This window comes from Niallia sp. M35, from assembly GCF_050971705.1.
GTDB classification, from domain to species: Bacteria; Bacillota; Bacilli; order Bacillales; family Cytobacillaceae; genus Niallia; species Niallia circulans_A.
Genome location: NZ_JBPCEP010000007.1, coordinates 37,352 through 61,830, shown reverse-complemented (window position 1 = coordinate 61,830; position 24,479 = coordinate 37,352). Strand labels below are relative to the sequence as shown.

Below are 24,479 nucleotides of genomic sequence, written 5' to 3'. Positions count from 1 at the left end.
ACTGGCAGTTTAATATACTGCCAGTCTCTTAACTTGCTGGTTACTTCTGGCTTTCTTTATATAATTTATTTATTTCTTCAATATAGTCGTCTCCGCCGGAGCTGCGCCATAATTTAATCGCATCTTCAATGCCTTTATCATCAATTTGGCCGACAATGTATTTAATTCGAGCGTCATTGATAATGTTGTCTAACTGCTGCCCTTTTTGTGCATACACTGTTGATAGTAAGGATTCGGCAGGATTGGCAACAACAATCTCTTCATTCTTTTTCATTAGTTCGTTTTCTTTTAATCGAAGCGCTGTAAATTCTGGATGCTTGAAGTTTTCACCAGGAATACCTGGGATAAACTGGTTAAGATCGGTATATTCAGTAGATTCCGGATCTTGAGCTGTTACAAGAGGAATAAACTCCCCATCCTTTATTTCATAATGACGCCCCTCAACTCCAGCATAAGCTATTGTTTGCGCTGGTTCGTTATTTACTTTGTCTAAGAAAGATAATATCTTTTTAAGCTCCTCCTCTGTTTTTACACTGGATTTAGGAATGGCTAGTATTCCGTTATATCCTGAAGTAGGAAGATTAAACAGTCCTTTTGGTCCGGAAACAGCACCTATAACATCTACTACATCTTTGAACTTTGGATCGATCTTTTCCATTGCTTCTTGATTGCGATGGGCATCATCCAATGTACTTATCTGAACTCCTGACTTTCCATTTTGAAACGGTTCATTCCACTTTGCTGTATCCATTACTGCAAAATCCTCATTAATTAATCCTTCGTCATACAATTGTTTAAAGAATTTCAAGGCATCCATATATTCCGGTGACATGAAGTCTGGCTGCAGTGTACCATCCTCTTCGATACTCCATTTATTTGGTACGCCAAACCATGTTTGCATAATATCAAACGGTCCAAACCATTTCGAAATCGTCATACCGTAAGTATCATCTTTTCCGTTCCCATCTGGATCATCTGTTGTGAACGCCTTTAAGACGTTATATAAATCATCAATTGTTTTCGGTTCACTTAATCCTAAATTATCCAACCAATCTTTGCGGAAAAAGACTCCATTTCTTCCTAAAGGTCTTGATCGATAAATCCCATATATTTTCCCATCAATAGCGCTATTCTGTAAGGTAATTTCATTTGCTTGACTCAAATTTGGGTATTCCTTTAAATATGGGGTAAGATCCCAAAAGGCATCATTTCGCACAGCGCTTACAAAGCTTGGAATTTTACCTGGAATCATTATGATCATAGGCAGTTTACCTGAAGCTAAGGTGACATTTAACTTATCTGTATAAACGGAATTAGGTACGAATTCTGCATTAATATCCATTTCCGTATACTTTTCCAGCGCCTTTAGGGCCGGACTGTCATCTGATGGAGGTGTAGTTGTATAAGCAGTTGTCATAATAGTAATAGTTGATTTCCCATTACTTTTGGCAGATGACTCTTCCGAATTGCTGCATGCTACTAGGGAAGAAAGCATAATAGCTGATAATACAGGTATTGCTACTTTTTTACCAATACTCTTACTTTTTTTCATTTAGGATCCCCCCGATAATTAAATTAGTTTCTACCTAGCATTGCCTCAACTTCTAGGAACTTTCCAATCATTGCGTTGGGCTATATTTTAAAAATAAACCGCTTTCATTTTTCTAACAATTATCATTTTTTGTCTGTAAAAAAACTTGTTAAATCAATGTTTTAGTTCCCTATAGTCACTTTTTTGCTCGTTTAACACTTCCTTGCCATTCTCCTTTTAAACTCATTACAAAAAAGTATTATCGTATATCATTCTTTGCACCGTTAAAATCAATAAAATAGAGCTGAACCATAAACTTGAATAGGTTCAGCTCTGGCAAACTAGCCTTTTTTGCTTTTTTTCAACTCTTCATTCCCTTATAGAGAAGCAGATTCTTGATTCCGTTTGCGAAATTGGCTAGGTGGCACCCCCATTTGTTTTTTAAAGATACGATTAAAATAACTATGCCTGTACCCTACATTTTCAGCGATGTCATTTATTTTCATATCAGAATGGATAAGCAGCTCTTTCGCCTTTTCCATTCGTAATTGAGTGAGGTAATCAATAAAATTAATCCCAACAATTTGCTTAAATGCTTTACTAAGAGAATATGGATTTGTTCCTACTTCGTCAGAGCAGCTTTCTAAAGAAATATCATTCATATAGTTTTCTTCCAATTTGCTCACTACTTGTTCGACTATTCTTTTAAGTTCTAAGTTCTTTCTGCCTTCTAATCTCTCTATATATGGGGTGATAGCATCCTTTATTAACCAAGTATTAATGCGGATAAGATCCCGCATTTGTGAGAGCTCCCGGAACATATTTCTCCCTTCATACAAGTCATTCGGATGAATCCCTGAATGCAATATCTCATGCTGAATACTGCTAAATAATTGCAGAACAGCTTGTTGGATGTAAATTTCGCTTATCTCTTTTTTTGTTAAGTCTTGCGTAAATTTATTGATTAATTTTTCTATATCCTCTTTGTGTCCCATGCGAATAGCTTTCAGTATTTCCTTTTCCGTAGCAAAAGGATAGTGAAAATCTGCCTCACAAGCACTATTTTTATGCTCCTGTAAATCAATCATTTGATTAATGTTTTCAAACGTTCTAAATCGTTTTCCTGTCCGCACTTCTTCAAATATGTAGGGAATTTCCTTCACACTATTTGTTGTATGACTTATGGTTAGTGTTACTTGTAAATTCAATATTTTATTAACAGCATCCGTTACATTTTTCGCAAAGCTATATAACTCTTTTTTGATGGAGGAATCACTGGGGAAAATAACGAGCATTCCTGCAGATAAATCAGAAAATTTTATGACATTAAATTGTTTAAAAGCTGCCTGCCCGAGCTCTTCCATGATATTAATCGTCATAAAGGTAATTAACTCTTCATCTTTATCTGAAAAGCTTTCTTTTAAATCGGCCATTCCTGTTAATTGAAGATCAAGAGCAATAAAAGACTGCTCTTGCAAATCCCAGCCATATGTCTCCATTTTTCGGCGTAAGTCTTCCTCATGATAATGGAAGGAGTATCCTTGTATTAATTTATATATAAAACTATTCTTCAGCTCTATTAATTGTTTCAAAAGTGTATCTTGCATTAGATTACTTTTATGAGACATCTCCTTCCAACGATGCTCGATAATAGAGAATTCATCTTTGCCGTATTGTTTCAAAGTCTTTGTTTCGTCACCAGCTAAATTTTGTAAAAGTTTTCTAATAGGAGAATAAATTCTAATGGAAGTAAACCAGGACAATATAAATGCGAGAATAAGGGCCGAACCACTTATAATTAGGATTATTCTTGAAATAAAAACGATTGGTGCTGTTATAGAGGACATTGGTGCTGCAGAAACATACTTCCAATTTGTATTCATACGTGCAAAATCACCAAAAGAAACAGAATACATAATCTTGTTGTATTCAAATGGAAAAGAACCATTCCTCTCCTTATGCTTCTCTAATTCTTTTCTTAGGGCATCAATAAAATTAGACTGATTCGTACTATTGGAAGAAAGCATAACTTTATTATCTTCATTTAATAGAAACGTTGCTCCATTATCATATGGAGTCAGTGTCCTTAATAATTCAAGCAGTTTCATCTGATCGATAGTCACAATAATGGATCCGAACGGCTGCTTACTAGTGATGGGAAGTTCACTAACAAAAGCTAAATTTTTATTATCGTCATTTTTATTATCATCGTACTCTATCCAATGAAGCCCCGCTTCTTTAGATTGTAAGCCACGATAAAAATCACTCTTTTTTTCATCCAAGGGATTGTAGGAGGGCTCAAATAATATTGGTTTATCAAAATCTAAATAAAGCACTGCATTACTAATTAAATTATGACTCCCCTGCAATAATAATAAGGTTTTAGTTATATCATTAGTCTCTGTAAATTGTTTTACAAAGTCGATATCTTTTAAGGAATCACCAAAGCGCGGCTCAAATGCCCAATGGGTTGCATATTCCTCTATGTATCGAAATTGTTCATTCATATTATTTGCTCTTTGAACAATTTGATTAGCGTTTGATAACATAATCTCATCTTCTACTTTGCCTACGGCAAACCAGTAGATGAAGATACCAGTTATCAAACCTGGAATACTCGTAATAAGCAAAATCAGAATAAAACTATTTCGATGGAAGTTTCCATTCCAGCGAAAACGTTTCAAGAAACTATTCCATTCCATTAAGACCACCCCAATATATTGCGTATCACCATGGATTTCAGTTCTATTGTTTTACATATTTTCTAAAAAGTTGTATCGATAGCGAGGATTCAAAAACATCGACTCTTTTACTAGAATAGATGTTTTATAGGAATACAGCATGAATAGCAGTATTTTATCCTTTGTATGTGTCTACTAATATATATGGGGAAAGTCGAGAAATCTGTTCTTTTATTTGCTCTGCAACCAATTTTGCCATTCTATTCGCCCCTTTTTTTGTAAAATGAGTATGATCTGTATTATTTACCGATACCATGAAAAAAGAAACGACTTCAGCATAGCCCATTTTTGCAAATAAGCTTAGGCTTCTTTCCATTAAATCCAGTAAGGGAACATTCTCTTCCTGAGCTACTTCCTTCATTGCTTGGCAGTAATCAGGGAAATCATTGATAAATTCCCCATTTTCCTGATGTAATCGAGCAACTGGAGTTATTAATACTGGTTCAGCCTGACACATTCTCGCACTTTTAATATAAAGCTTTAAATATTCCTTATAAGTGGTAAAAGGATTTGTATAGCGCTCTGGCCTGCTTTTGGTAGAATCATTATGACCCATCTGGATCAATAAATAGTCATCTGCACCCATTTCCTCTGTTATTCTTTTTAATCTGCCTTCCTCGACAAAGGTTTTCGAGCTTCTTCCTCCGATTGCATGATTCATTATTTGCACATCCTTTGTGAAATAATCTTGCAGGAACTCTCCCCAGCCGCCTTGATATTTCTCCTCCTCATATTTCTGAACAGTTGAATCTGACGCAAGAAAAATTCTAATCTGTTTTGCCCTCATAAAAAGTCTCCCATCCTTCGTTGGTATGGATAAGTAATGTTTACGCTTTCATTTTCTTCCAAAAGTACAGATAGTCTTATTCTTTATATACAAATCATCATCAAAATGTTAACGTTAACAATTCTCGTTTAGTTTAGCAGAATACTCCAGTCTTGTAAATATTCTTTCTGACAATTCAATCATCGCCTTTCCTATCTCTTCATTTTTCTATAGTGTAATGGAACATATCCGGTCACTTCCTTAAATACTCTGCCAAAATGGGTAACACTTCCAAAGCCAACTTTCTTGGAAATCAAATTTACTTTCATAGAGGAATTCTCCAATAGCTTCTTTGCCTCTTTAATCCGCACACTGTTCAAGTACTCTACAAAGGTAAACCCAGTTGCCTCTTTAAAAAAACGACTTAAGTAGTATGGACTAATATAGAATTTCTCTGCCACTGATTGGAGCGACAGCTTGTTCATATAATGGCTGTTGAGATAGCGTACAACCTCCGAGATTCTTTCGTGCATCAGGCTCGGCGATTCTATTGGCTGCATGTTGTGTTGCTTAATATGCCGGCAGCAAATAATGAGCATCTGCAGGATCAATGTTTGAGCATAAATTTCACAGCCTGGTCTTTGCTCTTCAATCTCCTCAATAACCTTTTGCGTAAGACTATCTATAGTAAGTAACTCATTCAGCGGACAACTAATAATAAGGTAATCATTCTCAAACAATGGTTGATAAATATCTAGATAAGAAGGACTTATTTGCGCGAGATGTTTTTCATGAATATTAACTATAAATCGCTCATGTTTTGGCTTTTCAGTATTTGTTGTCCGATGGAGGATGTTAGGAGAAATAATGACAATATCTCCTTGATGAATTACTAAGGTTCGATCCTTAATAAAAAATTCCCGTTTGCCAGAGATTAAATAGTAGATTTCAAATGTACTATGGAAATGATTAGTTGGCATATGATGGCTCAATGCTTTTCGCTGAGACACTATGAATGTTTCCTCCGCATTATGAAATAAAATATCTCTCAGTTTATTCCCCTCCCTTTCCCCATTGCCCCTCTTTATTATACGCACTTAAAATTGCAAGATATAAGAAGTTTTTAGACTTTTTCGCAAAAAAAGTACATATTTCTGTGCTACCCTAGTCTTATATTTAAGAAGGAGGAATATCTGGATGACATTCTCTGAATCTAGTACTTATGTGAAGGCAAATGAAACTTTAACTCCTATTCAATGGGCGGAGAAGGCTTGCGAAACAATAATGACTAAATTTGAACCTGAACAACTTCCGCCAGAACGATTTCATTATCATCAAGGAGTCTTTTTATCTGGGATGGAGAAATGCTGGAAAGAGACGAAAAAAGATAAGTATTTTTCTTATATTAAGAAATGGGTCGACAGCCATGTTCTCGAAGATGGAAGCGTCACCAAATTAAAAACAGATGAACTGGATGATATGCAGCCAGGTGTGCTTCTTTTCAATCTTTATGAACAAACAGGCGATGAACGATACAAAAAAGCACTTTATCATATTGTTCCCTTATTAAAGACCTTAAAGTGCAATCCCTCTGGCGGTTTCTGGCATAAGGAACATTATCCAAATCAAATGTGGCTGGACGGATTGTATATGGGAGGCCCTATTGCCGTCCAGTTTGCAAAAACCTTCGGAGAAACAGAATACGCTGACATGATCACACACCAAGCACTATTACTGGAGAAACATACGAAGGATCCAGAAACTGGCTTGTTATATCATGGCTGGGATGAAACCAAAGCTGCCGAATGGGCAGATCCCATTACTGGAGCCGCTCCAGAATTTTGGGGCAGAGCAATTGGCTGGGTTCCTGTAGCTCTCTTGGAAATATTAGATTACCTTCCTGAAGACCACAAAGATAAAAAGGCATTGACAAGTATGCTTCAAGACCTGTTAATTGCTTTAACGAAATACCAAGATTCGAAAAGTGGTTTATGGTATCAAGTAATTGATAAAGGACATTTATCCGACAACTGGCTGGAAAACTCTTGCTCCTCTTTGTTTGTTCATGCCATCGCTAAAGCAGTCCGTTTAGGCTATCTAGAAAACAAGTATTTGCCATTTGCTCAGAAAGGCTATCAAGGTGTGATTGATACATTAAAATATGATACAAATGGAAATCTAATCATTGGTAATATCTGCATTGGTACAGGTATTGGGGATTACCACCACTATATTGCCCGTCCTACTAGCGAAAACGATTTACATGGCGCTGGCGCCTTTATTCTGATGTGTGTCGAAATGAACCAGCTTTAGGTCAGTAAGCGACAAGATAAAATGAAGGGGCGATTTTTTTTTCGCGTAAAAAGGCAATACTTCTCCATTGCCCCTTCTCCTTAGTGATAAATCTCCTCTCCTATTTCTTTCAGATACTTTGTATGAAAAAAGCAAAAGCATAGAGTAGCACTGATTATCTTTTGTCTGATTTTTCTCTGAATCAATTAAAATCCTCCCTTGGTGGAAGACCAAACATCCGAGGATAATCTCGACTAAATTGCGATTAACTTTCATAGCTACCCTAAACGCGTTTTAGCAATTTCGGACAAATCAGCTATTAATAAGCGCCTCCCTATGCAATTTTTTAATATTGCGACCTTTGCCATGAGGGATACATAATGGCGTCCCAAAGAGAGGATCTACAGTCACTTCACATTCTAAGTTAAAAACGTCTTTAACCATTTTCGCTGTAATTACTTCTTCCGGTTTTCCCTGCACATAAACAGATCTATCCTTAATTGCAATTAGATTATTGGCATAGCGGCAGGCTAGATTTAAGTCATGAAGAACCATTACAATCGTACGATTTTCTTTTTCATTTAATTCGAATAATAAGTCTAGTACCTCGATTTGGTGAGTCATATCTAGATAGGTTGTCGGTTCATCCAGCAAGATAATATTGGTATTTTGTGCAAGGGTCATTGCAACCCAGGCACGTTGTCTTTGTCCTCCAGATAACGAATCCACTAGACGGTCGCTCAGTGCAGACATACCAGTCGCCTCAAGAGCGTTATGAACGATTTGTTCATCTTCCTCCGACCATTGTCTGTACCATTTTTGATATGGATAACGTCCTTGTTTTACTAATTGCAAAACCGTTAACCCTTCTGGAGCAACAGGGCCTTGCGGAAGAATTGCTAATTGTTTGGCGATTTCTTTGGTGGAGAGCTCAGAAATTTTTTGTGCTTCAATTAAAATCGATCCAGATTGCGGTTTTAATAAACGAGCTAATGAACGTAACAGTGTTGACTTTCCACAGCCATTACTGCCAATAAACACAGTGATTTCTCCTTTAGGAATCTTCATATATAAATCATCTATAATGACTGTATCTCCATAAGATAAGGTCAAGGAATTTGTCTCTAAAAGAACCATTTGTTTAACTTCTCCTTCCTATACTTTTCGCTGCTTATATAAAAGAAAAATGAAATAGGGCGCTCCAATAGCAGCCGTAAATATTCCCGCAGGAACTTCAATCGGAAGGAATAAAGTTCGACCGATTGTATCTGCTATTAGGACCAGAATTGCACCAATTAAAGCAGATAAAGGCAATAACGCACCAAAAGAAGAACCAACTAATTTTCTAGCTATATGAGGTGCCATCAGTCCAACAAAGCCAATTCCACCTGCAAACGCTACAGCCGTTCCAATTAAAGCTGTACTAATGAGTAATAAAAAAAGACGCTGTTGCTGTACTTTAGAACCTAAGCCAATCACTATCTCTTCCCCGAAATCTTGAATATTTAACGTTCTTACCATAATAAAGGATAGTATCAATAATAAAAGAATAATAGGTGCAGCAATCTGAATCTTTTTCCAATCGGCAGTACTAACAGAACCAGTAAGCCAAATATTCGCTTGACTAGCCTGATAAATTGGCCCTAAGATCATGAACAAGTTGGTCAATGCCTTTGTTAACGACCATAAACCAATTCCAACTAGGACGAGACGTACAGGTGAAACACCTTTTTTCCATGCAAGTACATATAGTAGAAATGCTACGAAAGCTGCCCCGATAAAAGCTGCTAAAGGCATCCAATTAATGCTTATCGTTAATGAATGATTCATGTCACTAAATAAAGCCAAAAATAGGACAATAGCTACTGAGGCACCACCTGTAATTCCAATAATATCAGGAGAAGCCAAAGGGTTTCGTACAACAGCTTGTATTATAGCTCCAGCAACTGCTAAACTCATCCCCACCAATATAGCTAAGAGAATTCGCGGCATTCGGAAAGACTGGACAATTAAAGTGTCAAAATCCGAACCTTGCCCAGATAAAATGCTTATGATCTGCCAAGGAGAAATGTAATCTTCTCCAATACCTGCACTTATGAAAAAAGCTACTAGCAGAATGATAAAGAATATAGATGTAAGGAATAATGCTCTACGATCCACTAAAAAGGAAACCTTGTCATCGGCTGTTCTAAGCGATAAATATTTCTTCATGAGGACTTTCCTCCATTTCGTGCTATGTATATAAAGAAAGGGGTGCCAATGATAGCAGTCATTATGCCAACAGGTACTTCTTGGGGCATAATGATAAATCGAGCACCAATATCGGCTAACAATAACAAGATTCCTCCTGTAATTCCGCAAAAAGGTAGTATCCAGCGGTAGTCATTACCGACCAGCCATTTTACTATATGGGGAACAACGATACCAATAAAGCCAATGGGACCAGCTACTGCAACCGACGAGCCCGAAAGCAGGATAACCGAGATGCCAATCAGCAATTTGACAGCACCTGTACGCTGGCCAAGTCCTCTTGCTACATCCTCTCCCATGCTATAAACGTTCATTTTATTAGAAATTAAAAATGCTAGCAAAGTTCCGATAATCATATAAGGTAGAACAGAAAATAAAATCTCCAAGCTTCTTCCTTGGACGGAACCAGCCATCCAAAATAAAACTTCTTCTAAGGCTGATTCATTCATGACTAAAAATCCATGAGCAAACGAAGAAAACATGGCTGCCATGGCTGCGCCGGCTAGTGTTAATTTTATTGGTGTCAGTCCTTCATTACCTAAAGATCCTAGAAAATAAACAATAAATCCAGCGGCGGCTGCACCTAAAAAGGCAAGCCAAGCAAATGCTTGTAATGAATTAATAGAAAAAAAGAAAAGTCCTATAATGACAAAAAAACTGGCTCCTGAATTAATGCCCAGTATATCCGGAGAAGCCAATGGATTTTTAGTCAGTGCCTGTAATAAAGCCCCTGTAATCGCTAAACTGCTGCCAACGATAGTTCCAATTAATGCTCTAGGAAGGCGAACTTCTTTAATAATAATATGCTCATTCGAACCATTGAACTGCTGAAAAGCTTGTACGGCTGTCTTAAAGCTCGTATCGGCGTAACCTAGTACAATACTAAAAATGAAAATAGTACATAATAATAGTAAACCAATAATAAGCCCAATGATTCTCCTTCTGTTATTCAATAGTAACATGTAGTTTTCCCTCTCTAATAGTTTCTATTTTTAGTTTAGGAGAAGTCATAGGGACTGTCAATGACTATGAGAATCATTTTCAATTAATGATTGACATATTTTTCATTATAAAATATTATCTAATTGTTATTGAAAATCATTATCAAATAAAAAAGGGGAGGAAAATATGCTTACATATTTTCAACAAAAACGATTTACTCCAATGCTGGTATCACTGTTGGTCATTATATTTGTTGTGCTGGCGGGATGCGGAAATAACGAAAAAGAAGTATCAGGAAATAAAGAAACCTCCAGCGATACAAACACATCGGATAATAAACCTTATACGATTGAACATGCAATGGGAAAAACGGAAATTAAAGGGACACCAAAGCGTGTTGTCGTATTGACGAATGAAGGAACAGAAGCACTTCTTGCTTTAGGGATTAAGCCAGTTGGGGCCGTCCAATCATGGCTGGGAAATCCATGGTACGATCACATCAAAAAAGATATGGATGGTGTGGAAGTAGTTGGAGTAGAACATGAAGTAAATGTAGAAAAAATCGCTTCATTAAAACCAGACCTAATTATCGGGACAAAAATACGCCAAGAAGCTATCTATGACAAACTACGCGCTATCGCTCCAACTGTTTTTTCCGAAACTTTAAGAGGTGATTGGAAGGATAACTTTGAATTATATGCAAAAGCACTGAACAAAGAAGAAGAAGGGAAAAAAGTGCTTAGTGCATTTGCAGACCATGTTGCAGAAGTAAAAGAAAAATTAGGGGATAAAGTGAATCAAGAAGTTTCTGTGGTTCGATTTATGGCTGGAACTTCCCGGATATATTATACGGACTCCTTTTCAGGTGTAATTTTGGATGAATTAGGATTCAAACGTGCCAAACAGCAAAAATCACTTTTCACTGCTGATAATCAGCTTGGTAATCTTGCTATTGAAGTAGGAAAAGAGGCTATTCCGAAAATGGATGCAGATATCCTTTTCTACTTTACCTATGCTCCACAAGATGACCAAAAAGCCTTAGATACAGCAAAAGAATGGACAAGCGACTCCCTGTGGAAGAACCTAGATGTGGTCAAAAAAGGAAATGCTTATGAAGTAAGCGATGCAGTATGGAATACAGCAGGCGGGGTTATCGCAGCTAATCAAATGCTAGATGAACTGGAAGAGATCATGCTAAATAAATAACTACCCTAAAGAAAGACGCGATAAGCCACCCCCAATAAAGCCCGGCAATTATACGGAGATACTAACGTGATTTCGTATAATTGATTGGGCTTTATTAGTTTTAAATAATCCCCCCTCAGCCTTGCTAAACAGATGAAAAATCAAAAAAAGCCTCTCTTCTTCCTTCTATTCGACTATTTACGAGAAAATCAATTTATCCTGACTCCTCAAATAGCTCTATTAGAATCTACCTTGATCTTATATTAAATTTCTCCATTTAGAATTTGCAGTAGGGATTGAAGCAACAGAAACTTTCCTTAAATAATAGGGACAGTTTGCAAATATATGTAAGTTAATTTCCACAAAAGAGAATATATGTTCCATCAAGTTGTTCAACATGATATAATCCAATTGCTAATATTAGAAAATTACTGATAACAAATTCAAAATAAAAGTGAATAAAAAGGATTGTAACAATAAATATATGGGGGAAATACATAGTGAATGAATTTTATAAAGCCTTATCCTTTGTAAAAGAAAATTTTTATGAACCAAATCATTTTATTATAAAATCTATCCAAGAAGAAGCTCAAAATTCTGATTATGGGGCCGGAATATTTCAGCTGAATTCAAAATCTGTTAGATTTAGAGTGGCAAAAACTACCCCCAATAAGGTAGGTCAGTTTGTTGCCTTCTGGGAAAAAGATGATGCTAATAAAAACCAAGCCTTTTCATGTGACAAAGCGACTGATTTATTGGTAATTAATACATTTGCTAGTGGAAATAGATTGGGACAATTTGTTTTTCCAAAGGAAGTACTCTTGAAACATAATATTCTTAAAACGGCTACTACCAAAGGAAAAATGGCCATGAGAGTTTACCCTCTATGGGATAAACCTACTAATAAACAAGCTATTAATACGCAAAAATGGCAATTAGAGTATTTCTTTGAAATTAATAATCCCAATAATCCTCATCCGGATGTCCTGCAATTATATTCCTAAAGGACAGAATTTTAAAATAAAAGGACAAAAATAATGTTATATGAGTAATTCCGCTTAATCTCTAGGGATTATCCATAACTAGACGGGAGCGCCTTTTTTATGTCACTAAAAGGGAGCACAAAATAGGAATCTAGGAAAAAAATTATGATGTGAGGATGAACTTAAGCTGGAACAAAAGAAAAGCCGCATTTTGAAAATACGGCTTTACTATTTCAATGAATAATTGTTTTTTTGCTATATTTATGCTGCCGATTGTTTTTCTGCTTTGTACTTAGGTAAACTTATGACTCCTGAAGAAGTTAAAACGCCTAATATGACTAACAATGCTCCCAAAATCTGAAATACCTTTATCGGTGTTCCAAAGGCAAATGAAATAGTCATTGTTACTACTGGAACAAGATTAAAAAATAAGGAAGTTTTACTCGCACCAATCTCCTTCATTCCCTGATTCCACCATAGATATCCCAAAACACTTGTAAATAAAGCCATGAAAGCAATTGCTCCCCAAGCTTCAATGGGAATATTCGGTATAGACACAGGATTAGAGGTGAATAGGGATACTACTATTAGACTGACGGCACCGATAACCATTGTGTAAGTGGTTGTAGATAGAGGAGTGCCATTCTTTATAAATTTACGTCCAAGCACACCATAAAGTGCCCAGCAAACACTACCTGCAAAGATAATTACATCTCCAATTGAAATAGAAAGGGTTGTTATGGTTTCTATAGAACCCTGTGTAATGACTAATAAAACACCGAGGAAAGCAAAGCATATGCCAAATACTTGTTTTTTTGTAATATGATCCTTTAAAATAATTCGAGCAAAAATAGTTGTTAATAAAGGATTTAGACCCATAATTAATGCCCCATTAACAGGTGAAGTATATTTTAAACCTATAAAAAACAAAGCATTAAATCCAAAGATACCTATAAGCCCAAGAACAATATATATAACTATATTTTGTTGTAATTGACTTTTCTTTATCCCTTCCGTAAAAATCAAAATAATGAGCATAACTGCAGCAGCCACTCCGAAACGCCAAGCCGCAGCAGATGATGGAGAAAAATAAACAACAGTATACTTTGCAAGATTAAAAGTAGCTCCTGTAAAAACGGAGAATCCAAGCAACATCAGGTATATATTTAAATGTTTCATTTATTTCCCTCATTCTGTTTCAAAATTGAATAATATGTATCCAGTTTTAGCTTTGTTATGGAAGTCACTTCTTCGAGTTCCTTCTTTTTAATTTCCATTTTTTCTAAGTGCTTGGTTAAAATCTCAATACGTTTATTTATAGACGGAGTAAGTTGTGTCGGCTCCGCATTCGAACTGATTTTTTCTAAAATACATCCGTCTTTGACAAATTCATTAATATCTTCTAGAGACATACCTGTATCCTTTAAACTTTTCAGAAATTTCATGAACTGAATATCAGTTTCCGTATAAAGACGTCTTCCACCGTTGTTTCGTTTTGGTGAGGGCAGTAACCCTATGTTTTCGTAATACCTTAATGTATATGCGCTAATACCAGACTCCTCAGCAGCTTTACTAATGGAATACAACAATATCATCCCTTTCTATTATTTAAAGTTAGTTTATAACTTAGAGTTTACTCTAAGTCAAGAAAATAAATGTATAATCAAAGAGGAAGAATAATTGAGAAATTTTTCTTATACTAGCAAATGCAAATTTATTGGCTAAGTTTGTAAGTGGGATAAAAAGGATAGCTTTAATGTTTGTGAGCATATACGAGATTGTTAGAAAAATGGGAGATTCTTTAAAGAGGTCCATTGTGTTGCTAAAATCTAAAATCGGCAGGATGATTTAAGTAGTTATATATGCAAAGTGCATATAACAAGAAATATTAGAGGTATTTGAAACAATATGTGTTATTATTCCGTATACTTCTTATTGTCTAGGACATTTCTTTTTTATATCACAAACTGTTATCAAGAATTTAGATAATAAAAAGCTTGATAACGATGAAAAACATGGATGGATTGGAGGAATTATCTTGCGTAAGGTAGAAATATTTTCATACGATGAAAAATGGAAGCAAATGTTTAAAGAAGAAGCAGCGAAGCTACAAACCATCTTTGGAAATGAAATTGTAGATATTCATCACATTGGCAGTACTTCTGTTCCAGGGTTAAAAGCAAAACCAATAATAGACATAATGCCTGTTGTTAGAGATATTAACACCGTTGATAATTATAATATTTATATGCAAGAAATCGGCTATGAGCCGAAAGGAGAAAACGGTATACCTAAACGGAGATATTTTCAAAAAGGCGGGGAAAATCGCACTCATCATGTTCATATTTATCAAACTGGAAGTTATGAGATAAAAAGGCACTTAGCTTTTCGCGATTATTTGATTTTACATACAGACTATATGAAGAAATATGCTTATCTAAAAGAAAAACTGGCTCAGCAATTCCCCTATGATATTGAGTCATACATAAAGGGTAAGAATTATCTTGTTAAGGAAATTGAACGAAAATCATTGAAATGGTATGAGGCAAGCCAAAAATGAAATAGCTAATAACTAAGCCAAGTTATTAACTAATAGTTAGCTTTTATTATTTAATAAAAAGGGCTGCATTGCTCAAATTTCCGTTCCTATAATTAATGGATCAACATAATAGAGCGCGATGCTTCAATAAAGAAGCATCGCTTATTCTTGGGCAACTAAAGGTACAGTTAAACTTACACAAGTTATTTACCTTAACCAGGTTTAATTTATATATCCAACCAATAATCGTCATTTTATATATTTTTACTCAATAAAACGATATATCATCATAATCAATATCATAGATAAGGCGTCCAACAGCTCCGATACACTTGTCTTCTAGCTGCTGCATAAACCCTATATAATGTGTTTCCCACTCATTCTCTGTTTCAACACCGTCAGCAACAATGTCTGAGAAATCTCGCATTCCCCCTCGTAATTTCTCATAAAATACAATTTTGGCTAAAATAGCTAATTCGATATCATCGAAAGTATCAAAAAGTGCATCATATTCGCCACCATAAAGACATCCCGAATTCAGTAAATCTAGATAATCATGTAATGATACAAAATGCTTCCGAATTAGTTGAACTTTTTTTTCTGTGTTGTCACTTTCCATAATACGATCTACTAAATCCCGCATTTGAATATCACTCATTCGATCATTCTCACTTAACATTAAGACCATTGTTTTTTCGGGCTCTTCGACTTCTCTGATGATCAACGTTTCGAAGCTACCGATTTCTGCTGCATTATTTACCCTTTGAATCAATTCATCTCGATACAAATTGATATAACGGGTAAGTGTTTGATCCGTTTGTAAGGTTTCCTGCAATTGATCGACCGCTTCATGAATCAACTTAGTTCTTTGTTTAGTATGACAACCTATTAACATTCTGCTCAACTGCCCAAATTGAACTTCCGAAATTTTAACATTAGTAGCTTTTCCTCCGGATAGTAGTGAAAAAACAGCATTGTTTACTAAAAGCTCAAATATGTTGAATAGCTCAATTCGATAATTAAAGCGACATATTTTCCCGAAATTTGTCAAAACATACATTAAATCTTGATGACTAAAAAAGTGACAGAATCTCGTCTCCATTCGCAGTCGTTCTAAATATTGTTTCATATAAAAAACACCTTGAAGTCGCATATCATCAATGGCTAAAGGATAGTCAATACTCGCCATTGTATTTTGGGCCTCAAAAATAATATTATAATGGTTCATAAATACAGGTATTGATTCATCAATGGTCATATTATAGGCTTCAACAGGCACATCTAATTTCATCTTTTTTACTTCTTGATACAGCTGTTTGGCGTCCTCAAAGTAATGGCGAAGTAATTCAACACCTTTAGCATGTATATTCTTTATATTCTCAAAATTTATATGCGCAATAGCTTCTTCAGGATCCTTAAAATGAAGTGCATAGGCATCCATAGCATACATTAGGGATGCCATGATACCTTCCGCTGTTTCCGCTGTCACTGACGTACTTTTTCCTTGGGTATACCGCCGTATCAATTGCTGTAGAACTTGCATAATCTCTACTTGTATCTGGTAAGACTTCTGACTGGTAATAATCCCCACTCTCTGACCTTCCTGCAAAAGAGACAGGATATATTGACTTCGTTTTAACCGCGATCGATCGATAATAATATTAGAAATCGAGCGAGAGCGATCTTGTGTTTTATCTATTTCCACGCATTAATCATCACCTTCAAATAAAGAATCACGACACATCATATCCCTTCTGAAATTCTCTGCAAGTTCTTCCATTTTACTTTTTAATAGTTCTAAAGATCCTGCACAGGGTCCGTTATAAAAATCATTCATCCGTTGAATAAGTTTTACGTCCCCAATCTTATCTTCCGTTTCATTTCTAAGATAATAAAAAATCTCCTGAAGTTCATTTATCGTTTCAACATAATGCTCCCGCTCCATATAGGGTGAAGTAGAAAACACCTCAATTAATTCCTTTAACACTCCAATGTCCAGCTCAACTCTCGCATGATCACGCAGCACTTTATTTCTGAACACCACCAACGTTTTTACATCATTTGGCGTTAGAACCAAACCTCGCTCTTTCGTTTTTTCATTTAAACTAAGTAGCTCCATCACTGTCTTGGACATATGTGATAATTGGATGGAATTCAAAATTTCGGTTAAATTCATAAGCTCTCTCCCTTCCTCTAGCCCCCTAAAAAGTTTTGACTTTTCTCCTAAATAAAGTCACTCCATGTAAAATCAACACTTAAGATACCGATAGGGTGCGAATTGGTCGTATAGTTTCTTCTAGAAGCTAATTTTGGATTACGAAAACAAATGAGATTATTATAATAACCAAACGCTCGACAAATTGATGGACGTACTGAATGAATACCACACCGATCGTTTGTTTCGTCATAGAAAATACAGGTCCCAAAATAACGCCGTTGGTGTTTTAAATCTAGACGTGTTTTTTTAGGCATAGATTTTATCTTCTTTTTTATTTTCTTCAACTCATCTTTTGTAATAGGAACAGGACCGCAACACATTCCTTTGCAGCCATTACAAGGTAGACTTTCCACTAATCTAATCATCTCCTAAAAAAGGTAAGGTGTTTAGATCCATTCAATGATATGGATTTTTTAGTTAATAACAAAATTGGAGTATATAACGGCATTCATATGCTGTTCTATTATTCAATAGCAATAATAAAGTTGTTTCTTTAGTCACTAAATATAAAAAACTGTATATATGCTTTGCGAAGAATTAGATAAAAATTTCAATAGGGATTTAAAAAACAATTACCAGGATAAGCACTAACAAGAGATTATTCGGTCATTTTTCAGTCACATCCATTTAAAGTTGTGTTATGTTTCTTTATCGTATGAATGTAATGAAGTTTCAAGGGCTAGGAATTTTTTCAATCGTCAAATGACATCTAACTAATTTTTCAGGTGATAAATGTTCATAAATGAGTAAACAGGATTTTTCTAACATTCTCTCCATTTGATCATAAGAAAAACATAACTTCATTGGTTCGTCACTTACTGAAGCCATTTTTACCATATTTTCAACTCTATTAAGGATTCCTTTTTCTTCAAATTGACTATATAGGATTTCCAAAAGCTAATATTAACAAGATTAAACTTGACTCACCTTTATGATACTTCATATTAGAACAAAAAAAGGATTCCCCTGGCCAGGAGAATCCTATTATATAATCATATTCAATAAAAGTAAATTATAGCATAAATAAATTTTTTTGTCAATATTTTTGATATCCAAGAACTATATTCTATCGTAACAAAAAATAAAAAAACGCCTCTACCTTGAGACGTTTTAACTATTTATATTTTTCTCCAGATTAACGAGCAGTCTATTTAACTTGACTCAACTTCTATTACTTAATACTTAACTGTAATGCTTTTAGATTTTCGCGCATTGCATCTAGATAGCCTAAGTCCTTTTCTTGCAGTTCCTTAGATAAAATCTCTAAATCATATAGAATAGCTGTCTTTGTCCCTGTTTCATTAGCAACTGTTTTTGCAATTGCGGAGTTTGCTCCATGTTGGTAATAAATAGCTGGAACATTATGCTCCTTAACAAGCGTTCCGATCTCTGCCATACGTGATGGACTTGGTTCTACTTCTGTAGATAAGCCGCCAATGGCAATTTGTTCTAAATTATAGCGCTTTGCAAGGTATCCGAATGCCTGGTGCTGGACGACAAAAGCACGGTTCTTGGCATCTTTTAAAGTAGTTTCATATTCTTTATCCAATGCTTGAAGTTCTTTAATGAAAGCTGCTGTATTTTTATCATAGATGTCTTTTCCATCTGGATCAGCCTTAATCAATGCATCACGAATAATCTTCACTTGCTCTTGCGCTAACACTGGATCTAACCAAATATGTGGATCGTGATTGTTATGATCATTAATAAAAACAGTCACAGGCTCGGATTCGGCAAATGTATGATGCTCCTCGTCAAATAGTGCGGCTTTCACTTCAAAGCTTTTCCCAGTCGTTTTGTATTCAAAATGGTCACTTCCTTGGCCAGATACAACTTCCCAATCTTCCTCTTCGCTGCTTCGTGTATACCAATGCCAATGATCGTAATCTGTCTTTTCTTTAAGCTCGGCAACAAGTGATACAACATCCCCTGTATGATAATGATCCGCTAATCCAACGATTTCAATCTTTTGAGCATTTGCATCACCTTCATGATCGTGATCTTTATCAGCTTCATGACCATGGTCATGGCCTTCTTCTCCATCAGCATGATCATGACTAGCTTCCTCCCCATGATCGTGGCCATGATTATTAACAACTATTTCTACCGGAGCTGACACGGCAAATTCATTATGATTATCATCATATAATACTGCTCGAACCTCGAAACTTTCGTCTGCTGCTTCATATTTAAACTTAGGCCCGCCTTGATTCGGAACAGTTACCCATTCCTTGTCCGCACTTTCTCTTGTATACCAATGCCAGTGATCATAATCTACTTTTTCATCTAACTTTGCCGTTAATTCAATCATGTCACCAGTGTGATAGTGGTCCGCTTTCCCTTGAATCGTTATTTTTTCATCACTTTCATGTTTTGCTTCTTCATCGGTATCTCCATGGCCGTGTTCATGACTATGACCTGATTCATTCGTCCCCTCTACATCTATTCCATCCGCAGTGCGTGCTATTACAAGATTATCGTTATCTATCGATTTTAATAAGCTGTTTACCCAGTACTCCATTTCTTCGCTACTATAGACGAAAACATCTGCTTTATTAACCTTTGCTACATCTTTCGCACTTGGTTCATAGTGATGGGCATCTTGCCCATCTGAGACCATTAACGACACATTTGCCCGATCTCCTGCCACTTGCTGAGTAAATTCATACATTGGGTAAAAGGAGGTCATAACTGAAATTTTATCATCCGAACTACTTTCTCCCTTTTGGCACCCTAAAAGAACTACACTCATTAGTACACTTAGAAAAATAGCTAGTAACCAATTCTTTTTCATCTTATTCTTCCTTTCATTTTCCTAAACAAAGCGTAATGATTACGATTTAAAAACTAGTATTTTCTCATTCTATTTAAATCAAAAAAACGTCGTTATTTTTAAATAATATTAATGTGCTAACATGTCCCGGACTAAACCATCAGCATCTAATTCAGATGGATAATACGTTGGCCAATTCGTGACTTCTTCTAACAGTTTCTCTCGGTCGTCTCCCCAATATAGGTGGTAATGGGCAGAATCAACTGGAAAAATATTATGGTCGCTAAATTGGATATATTGAGGCATTTCCTTGGATCCATCTACTAATTTGAAAATAAAGCGTACACCTCTATTTCCTTTTTCATAGGTGAGGATTTCATATCCATCTGATTTATACTCTCCTGAATATTCTTTATCTTTCTCGAAAAAGGTCACCACATTATCCTTAATGGTAATGCGATTTACATCTGTTTTATAGCCTACTGTATAGTACTCCTTATACTCTTCTTTTGTCATATCGCCATTTTCCGCTTTATGTGCAAACACTTCATCTAAATCTCCAGAAAGAAGATACGGATAAACAGACTGCCAATCGCCTTCCCAATCAGATAGTTCTCGATCCTTTACTTGATTATCATCAAAATACCCTTGATATATTTTTTTACTTGCCTCATCATGTCCATGATGATCATCAATGACGATTTGAACTGGCACCGATTGAGCAACTGCCTTATCATCACTATTGAATAAGCCTGCTTTAATTTCTAATCCATTAACTGTTGCTTCCCCTGTAAATGTTGCTGTCTCTTGGCCAGAAACAACTTTCCATTCATCATTGGCACTTTCTCGACTATACCAATGCCAATGATCAGCATCTGTTTCTTTATCTAATACAGCTGTTAGCTCAATCTTATCTCCAGTATGATAGTGATCAGCAATTCCTTCCACTTTTATACTTTCCGGAGCTTCATGCACAAGCTGCGCTGCATCTTTTTCCTCTTTATTCGCTTTCTCTTCTTTGGTTCCTTGACACGCGGCTAAGAACACACTTAATAATAATAAGCATGAAATGCTAAATAGCAGTTTTTTCATTCTTCCCCTCTTCTCTATGTATTTTAATAAATCGTAACCATTACGTTTTATAACCTACCATTTACACCACTTTTGTGTCAAGGGTTTTTTTAGGGACAAGGGGACAGACCCCTTGTCCCTACGCTCAATGTTTAAGCGTATCCATTCTTTTATCTGTTAAAAACAAACTTGGAATAAAGATTAATGCAAGGACAATAGCTGATACTAAAAATCCAGCATGGTAACCACTAATAATTGTTGGCTGCACTCCTAGTGCTACAGTGGCGACAACGGTTGCGATAATAGCTGTCCCAAAGCTTGAGCCAAGATTTTCAATAATATTAATACCGACACTCGCTTCTGGAAGTTGATTACTGTTGAGATCTGTATAAGCATCACTCGTCAATGGAAGCATGATTCCCCCAAAGCTGGTGCCACGAATGAATAATATGGCTGAAATCCAAATCATGCTTGTTTGGTCTGTAATAAAGATAAGTGGAATAGAACTGATAACTGAAAGAGCAAGACTGACAATAACTACGTATTTCGCACCAATCTTATCAATCATTATTCCGATTATTGGTCTTGTAACAAGCATTCCAACTCCTTGCGGAATTAATGCAAGTGCTGCTTCGAATGCCGAAAACTGCCGGATGTTTTGAAAATACAATGGAAGTATTAACATAGGTCCCATGATGGCAATGTTGGCTAAAAATAAACCAACACTGGAAACTAAGAAATTTTTGCGTGAAAACAGATTTAATGGAAGCACGCATTGATTTTTCTGGATTCGATTATATACAACATAAATAATTGCTAAAACAATACCGATTCCCATCCACACAATTGTTTCGCTATTGTTGAATGATGCATGGTTCGCAGCTTGCGTAATACCGTAGATTAGTGCTGCACTCATTAAAGACAAATCAATTATCCCAAAAATATCGAGTTTACTATCTTTGTTGAATGGATTATAGTCTGGAACATATTTCATCATAAGCGGTACCGCAATCAAGACAATGAACACATTGATGAAGAATATCCAATGCCATGATTTACCATGAACAATGAAACCTCCGATGACGGGTCCTAAAATGGGACCTAAAATCATCGGCGTACTTACTATTGCCATCACTCTCCCCAAGTTTTCTGGACCTGCCGTTTTAACCAAAAGTGTTGACATAAGCGTGGTAATAATACCAGCGCTAAATCCTTGAAGCAAACGGAAGAAAATAAAAACTGAAATACTCCAACTAATTCCAGCAAGAACAGAAATGACACCAAAGGCGATAACTGCACCAATGAGAATTTTCTTTCCGTTATATTTGTTCATCAACCATCCAGATACTGGAACTGCCATTGCAAGGGCTAAAACATAACCTGTAATGGACCATTGAACAATATTTAATGTAGTATGGAAATCTTTAAGTAGTGTATCGACGGCGATATTCACCATGGTGGAATCAAGCATTGGAGCAATTCCTCCTATGGCAAGAGCCCAGGCAGCCGCCAGCATTTCTTTTGGTAATCCTGATTGCCTAACTTTATCTTTTGACATATTATTATCCTTTCAAATATTTTAGTTTCCTTGTCAACAAAATATAACATCACTTTTGTTTCCTTGTCAACAATATGCAAAAAAAAACAGCCCTTTTTATATAATTGGGCTGTCTGTTCACTTATTATTGCAATTTTTGACTAATTAGTTGTTTTCTTTTGTTTCTTTATTCCGCATCGAATGTCTGCAATACATTTCGACAAGTTAGACATTAACAGGGCTAAATAATAATTTCTCTTTATTACTCTTCATTGGTGCTATTTTTAATAATCAACTGTTCAATTCCAGATATAATAATGTAAAGTCCATTCTCAAACATACGGTCAGAGCCTATTTCTTCGAACAAATCATTATTATATAGCCTCTTTAATACTTTTACACCATCATCAGGAAATTGCTCAAAGGGTCGTTTAAACAATGTTTGAACATCATTTGGACCGAATTCTTCCAATATTAATAGTTGTGTTTTCTTTTGTTCATACTTGTCTAATTCAAAAAAGATGACGTAATTTAATAGACACATAATAGAAGAAAATTTATCTTTGTCTTCCATTGGCAAGTCATCGACCACTTGAAGTAATTCATTAATTAATATCATGTAATCAGGCTCAGTTGGAATGGTTCTCATTATTAATTGAGCTGAGCAAGGATACTTACTCAATGTATCTTTGATCCCGACAGCAAACTGAGTCAATTTTCCCTTCCAATCTCCGTCCAATTTTGTGGAAAGTATAGACTCCTTCGCAATTTCATTGGCAAGTGATTGAAAAATACTCTGTTTGTTTTTAAAATACCAGTAAATAGATGGGGCTTGAATATTTAATTCAACCGCTAACTTTCTCATACTAAATTCCTCGATACCTACTTTATCCAACAATCTCCAAGAAGCAGCGATAATATTTTCTTTTGTGATTTTTGTTTTTTTCCCTTTCATTAATAGCAACTCCATTTCTAATAAATCAATCATACAAAAATATAATGTAATTGTCTAACACTGTTAAATAAATGTTTACACCATATAAAATCAATGTTATATTATCTAACGGTGTTAGATTTAATTCTGGTTTAGTCTCTTCAAATTGATCCTTTCCTTTGTTGCCCGTTAATTCCTATTATTTATATAAGGACTGGCTACAAATTGAAGCAAGTATCGTACCTACAGATTCCACCTTAAATGATATGGCTATAACCATACGTAAATCACACCGTTCTTACATCTATTAATAATCAAAAGGAGATATTAAATATGCATATTGTCACGATTGTTATGCAATCATTTTTAATATTTATGTTTTTAATGGCAAGTTCTAGAAAATTGACAGGCGATAAGACAGCTATCGAAGAATTTAAAACATTGAGAATGCCACAATGGTTCCGTGTGTTCACAGGTGGCTATGAATTAGTAACGGCAGCAGCTTTAATTATCGGTTATTGGAATGCAAGCTGGATCGCAGCAGGTTCACTTCTGACTGTCATTTTTGCTATAGTCGGCACTTTTGCAATGATACGTGTTAAAGAACCATTTAAAAACATGACAATGATTATAGTGATAGCTATTTTTGCCCTTATCTTATTTTTAAGCAATGCCTCGAATCTTGCAAATTTCCCTGAATTTAACTAATAAAGAGTT

At 35.6% G+C, this 24,479-nt stretch carries 21 protein-coding genes and 1 pseudogene; 5 read left to right on the top strand and 17 right to left on the bottom strand.

The features are described from left to right. Positions 1–40 precede the first annotated feature (40 nt). The 4 genes from NiCM35_RS10775 to NiCM35_RS10760 all read right to left on the bottom strand — a co-directional run bounded on the left by NiCM35_RS10775 (position 41) and on the right by NiCM35_RS10760 (position 6,048). Entirely contained in the window at positions 41–1,552 is a 1,512-nt protein-coding gene (locus NiCM35_RS10775; protein WP_123258979.1) for an extracellular solute-binding protein, read from the bottom strand. A gap of 356 nt (positions 1,553–1,908) precedes the next feature. Then, positions 1,909–4,233, bottom strand: coding sequence for a helix-turn-helix domain-containing protein (locus NiCM35_RS10770; RefSeq protein ID WP_433779462.1), 2,325 nt, complete (start codon positions 4,231–4,233; stop codon positions 1,909–1,911). Positions 4,234–4,387: 154 nt separating this feature from the next. After that, on the bottom strand, positions 4,388–5,059 hold the full coding sequence (locus tag NiCM35_RS10765) for a rhamnogalacturonan acetylesterase (RefSeq protein ID WP_095333572.1): 672 nt from the start codon (positions 5,057–5,059) through the stop codon (positions 4,388–4,390). 191 nt (positions 5,060–5,250) lie between these two features. Continuing rightward, complete coding sequence (locus tag NiCM35_RS10760; RefSeq protein ID WP_328588023.1) at positions 5,251–6,048, bottom strand: helix-turn-helix transcriptional regulator; 798 nt, start codon at positions 6,046–6,048, stop codon at positions 5,251–5,253. Positions 6,049–6,235: 187 nt separating this feature from the next. On the opposite strand from NiCM35_RS10760, the gene NiCM35_RS10755 reads away from it, so the two are divergent. Further along, complete coding sequence (locus tag NiCM35_RS10755) at positions 6,236–7,351, top strand: glycoside hydrolase family 88/105 protein (protein WP_433779459.1); 1,116 nt, start codon at positions 6,236–6,238, stop codon at positions 7,349–7,351. A gap of 291 nt (positions 7,352–7,642) precedes the next feature. On the opposite strand, the gene NiCM35_RS10750 is transcribed toward NiCM35_RS10755, so the two are convergent. Genes NiCM35_RS10750 through NiCM35_RS10740 form a run of 3 tightly spaced genes read right to left on the bottom strand, consistent with a single transcriptional unit; the run spans position 7,643 to position 10,542 of the window. Beyond that, positions 7,643–8,467, bottom strand: coding sequence for an ABC transporter ATP-binding protein (locus tag NiCM35_RS10750; protein ID WP_095333567.1), 825 nt, complete (start codon positions 8,465–8,467; stop codon positions 7,643–7,645). A gap of 18 nt (positions 8,468–8,485) precedes the next feature. Next, positions 8,486–9,541, bottom strand: coding sequence for a FecCD family ABC transporter permease (locus NiCM35_RS10745; protein WP_433779458.1), 1,056 nt, complete (start codon positions 9,539–9,541; stop codon positions 8,486–8,488). Further along, a complete protein-coding gene (locus tag NiCM35_RS10740; RefSeq protein ID WP_123258977.1) occupies positions 9,538–10,542 on the bottom strand; it encodes a FecCD family ABC transporter permease in 1,005 nt (334 codons plus the stop codon). Before NiCM35_RS10740 ends, NiCM35_RS10745 begins: the two co-directional genes overlap by 4 nt. Before the next feature lie 166 nt (positions 10,543–10,708). Between NiCM35_RS10740 and NiCM35_RS10735 the strand changes: the two genes are divergently transcribed. Both NiCM35_RS10735 and NiCM35_RS10730 read left to right on the top strand, forming a co-directional pair. Next, positions 10,709–11,728, top strand: a complete 1,020-nt coding sequence (locus NiCM35_RS10735) for an ABC transporter substrate-binding protein (RefSeq protein ID WP_095333560.1) — start codon at positions 10,709–10,711, stop codon at positions 11,726–11,728. A 479-nt stretch (positions 11,729–12,207) separates the two neighbouring features. Beyond that, the gene (locus NiCM35_RS10730) at positions 12,208–12,711 is read left to right on the top strand and encodes a MepB family protein (RefSeq protein ID WP_163185266.1); all 504 of its coding nucleotides are present in this window, start codon (positions 12,208–12,210) and stop codon (positions 12,709–12,711) included. A gap of 240 nt (positions 12,712–12,951) precedes the next feature. On the opposite strand, the gene NiCM35_RS10725 is transcribed toward NiCM35_RS10730, so the two are convergent. Together NiCM35_RS10725 and NiCM35_RS10720 are read right to left on the bottom strand one after the other, a co-directional pair. Next, on the bottom strand, positions 12,952–13,869 hold the full coding sequence (locus NiCM35_RS10725; protein ID WP_047943278.1) for a DMT family transporter: 918 nt from the start codon (positions 13,867–13,869) through the stop codon (positions 12,952–12,954). Next, positions 13,866–14,282: a MerR family transcriptional regulator gene (locus NiCM35_RS10720; protein WP_053215735.1), complete on the bottom strand. Its 417-nt coding sequence runs from the start codon at positions 14,280–14,282 to the stop codon at positions 13,866–13,868. The genes NiCM35_RS10725 and NiCM35_RS10720 overlap by 4 nt, the downstream gene beginning before the upstream one ends. Positions 14,283–14,728: 446 nt before the next feature. Between NiCM35_RS10720 and NiCM35_RS10715 the strand changes: the two genes are divergently transcribed. Continuing rightward, on the top strand, positions 14,729–15,250 hold the full coding sequence (locus NiCM35_RS10715; RefSeq protein ID WP_095333553.1) for a GrpB family protein: 522 nt from the start codon (positions 14,729–14,731) through the stop codon (positions 15,248–15,250). Between the two features lie 247 nt (positions 15,251–15,497). Here NiCM35_RS10715 and NiCM35_RS10710 read toward each other — a convergent pair whose 3' ends face one another. From NiCM35_RS10710 to NiCM35_RS10675, 8 genes and pseudogenes are all read right to left on the bottom strand, one after another. Then, complete coding sequence (locus tag NiCM35_RS10710; RefSeq protein ID WP_095333550.1) at positions 15,498–16,934, bottom strand: DUF6179 domain-containing protein; 1,437 nt, start codon at positions 16,932–16,934, stop codon at positions 15,498–15,500. A gap of 3 nt (positions 16,935–16,937) precedes the next feature. Continuing rightward, complete coding sequence (locus NiCM35_RS10705; RefSeq protein WP_047943282.1) at positions 16,938–17,405, bottom strand: DUF6323 family protein; 468 nt, start codon at positions 17,403–17,405, stop codon at positions 16,938–16,940. Between the two features lie 47 nt (positions 17,406–17,452). Continuing rightward, a complete protein-coding gene (locus NiCM35_RS10700) occupies positions 17,453–17,800 on the bottom strand; it encodes a YkgJ family cysteine cluster protein (protein WP_047943283.1) in 348 nt (115 codons plus the stop codon). A 361-nt stretch (positions 17,801–18,161) separates the two neighbouring features. Further along, positions 18,162–18,320 (bottom strand): annotated as a pseudogene (locus NiCM35_RS10695) (class I SAM-dependent methyltransferase); the annotation flags it as partial. Between the two features lie 298 nt (positions 18,321–18,618). Next, a complete protein-coding gene (locus tag NiCM35_RS10690) occupies positions 18,619–20,241 on the bottom strand; it encodes a metal ABC transporter solute-binding protein, Zn/Mn family (RefSeq protein WP_433779453.1) in 1,623 nt (540 codons plus the stop codon). 108 nt (positions 20,242–20,349) lie between these two features. Further along, the gene (locus NiCM35_RS10685; RefSeq protein WP_249879130.1) at positions 20,350–21,312 is read right to left on the bottom strand and encodes a ZinT family metal-binding protein; all 963 of its coding nucleotides are present in this window, start codon (positions 21,310–21,312) and stop codon (positions 20,350–20,352) included. 124 nt (positions 21,313–21,436) lie between these two features. Then, on the bottom strand, positions 21,437–22,849 hold the full coding sequence (locus NiCM35_RS10680) for an MDR family MFS transporter (RefSeq protein WP_095333543.1): 1,413 nt from the start codon (positions 22,847–22,849) through the stop codon (positions 21,437–21,439). A gap of 241 nt (positions 22,850–23,090) precedes the next feature. After that, complete coding sequence (locus tag NiCM35_RS10675; protein WP_163185257.1) at positions 23,091–23,783, bottom strand: TetR/AcrR family transcriptional regulator; 693 nt, start codon at positions 23,781–23,783, stop codon at positions 23,091–23,093. A 312-nt stretch (positions 23,784–24,095) separates the two neighbouring features. Here NiCM35_RS10675 and NiCM35_RS10670 point away from each other — a divergent pair, with 312 nt between their 5' ends. Next, the gene (locus NiCM35_RS10670; protein WP_095333538.1) at positions 24,096–24,470 is read left to right on the top strand and encodes a DoxX family protein; all 375 of its coding nucleotides are present in this window, start codon (positions 24,096–24,098) and stop codon (positions 24,468–24,470) included. Positions 24,471–24,479 lie beyond the last annotated feature (9 nt).

Coding starts and splice junctions, on each gene's coding strand:
- NiCM35_RS10685 (WP_249879130.1), bottom strand. CDS start 21,312: ATGAAAAAACTGCTATTTAGCATTTCATGCTTATTATTATTAAGTGTG.
- NiCM35_RS10755 (WP_433779459.1), top strand. CDS start 6,236: ATGACATTCTCTGAATCTAGTACTTATGTGAAGGCAAATGAAACTTTA.
- NiCM35_RS10680 (WP_095333543.1), bottom strand. CDS start 22,849: ATGTCAAAAGATAAAGTTAGGCAATCAGGATTACCAAAAGAAATGCTG.
- NiCM35_RS10765 (WP_095333572.1), bottom strand. CDS start 5,059: ATGAGGGCAAAACAGATTAGAATTTTTCTTGCGTCAGATTCAACTGTT.
- NiCM35_RS10740 (WP_123258977.1), bottom strand. CDS start 10,542: ATGTTACTATTGAATAACAGAAGGAGAATCATTGGGCTTATTATTGGT.
- NiCM35_RS10725 (WP_047943278.1), bottom strand. CDS start 13,869: ATGAAACATTTAAATATATACCTGATGTTGCTTGGATTCTCCGTTTTT.
- NiCM35_RS10770 (WP_433779462.1), bottom strand. CDS start 4,233: ATGGAATGGAATAGTTTCTTGAAACGTTTTCGCTGGAATGGAAACTTC.
- NiCM35_RS10735 (WP_095333560.1), top strand. CDS start 10,709: ATGCTTACATATTTTCAACAAAAACGATTTACTCCAATGCTGGTATCA.
- NiCM35_RS10670 (WP_095333538.1), top strand. CDS start 24,096: ATGCATATTGTCACGATTGTTATGCAATCATTTTTAATATTTATGTTT.
- NiCM35_RS10690 (WP_433779453.1), bottom strand. CDS start 20,241: ATGAAAAAGAATTGGTTACTAGCTATTTTTCTAAGTGTACTAATGAGT.
- NiCM35_RS10745 (WP_433779458.1), bottom strand. CDS start 9,541: ATGAAGAAATATTTATCGCTTAGAACAGCCGATGACAAGGTTTCCTTT.
- NiCM35_RS10775 (WP_123258979.1), bottom strand. CDS start 1,552: ATGAAAAAAAGTAAGAGTATTGGTAAAAAAGTAGCAATACCTGTATTA.
- NiCM35_RS10750 (WP_095333567.1), bottom strand. CDS start 8,467: ATGGTTCTTTTAGAGACAAATTCCTTGACCTTATCTTATGGAGATACA.
- NiCM35_RS10705 (WP_047943282.1), bottom strand. CDS start 17,405: ATGAATTTAACCGAAATTTTGAATTCCATCCAATTATCACATATGTCC.
- NiCM35_RS10675 (WP_163185257.1), bottom strand. CDS start 23,783: ATGAAAGGGAAAAAAACAAAAATCACAAAAGAAAATATTATCGCTGCT.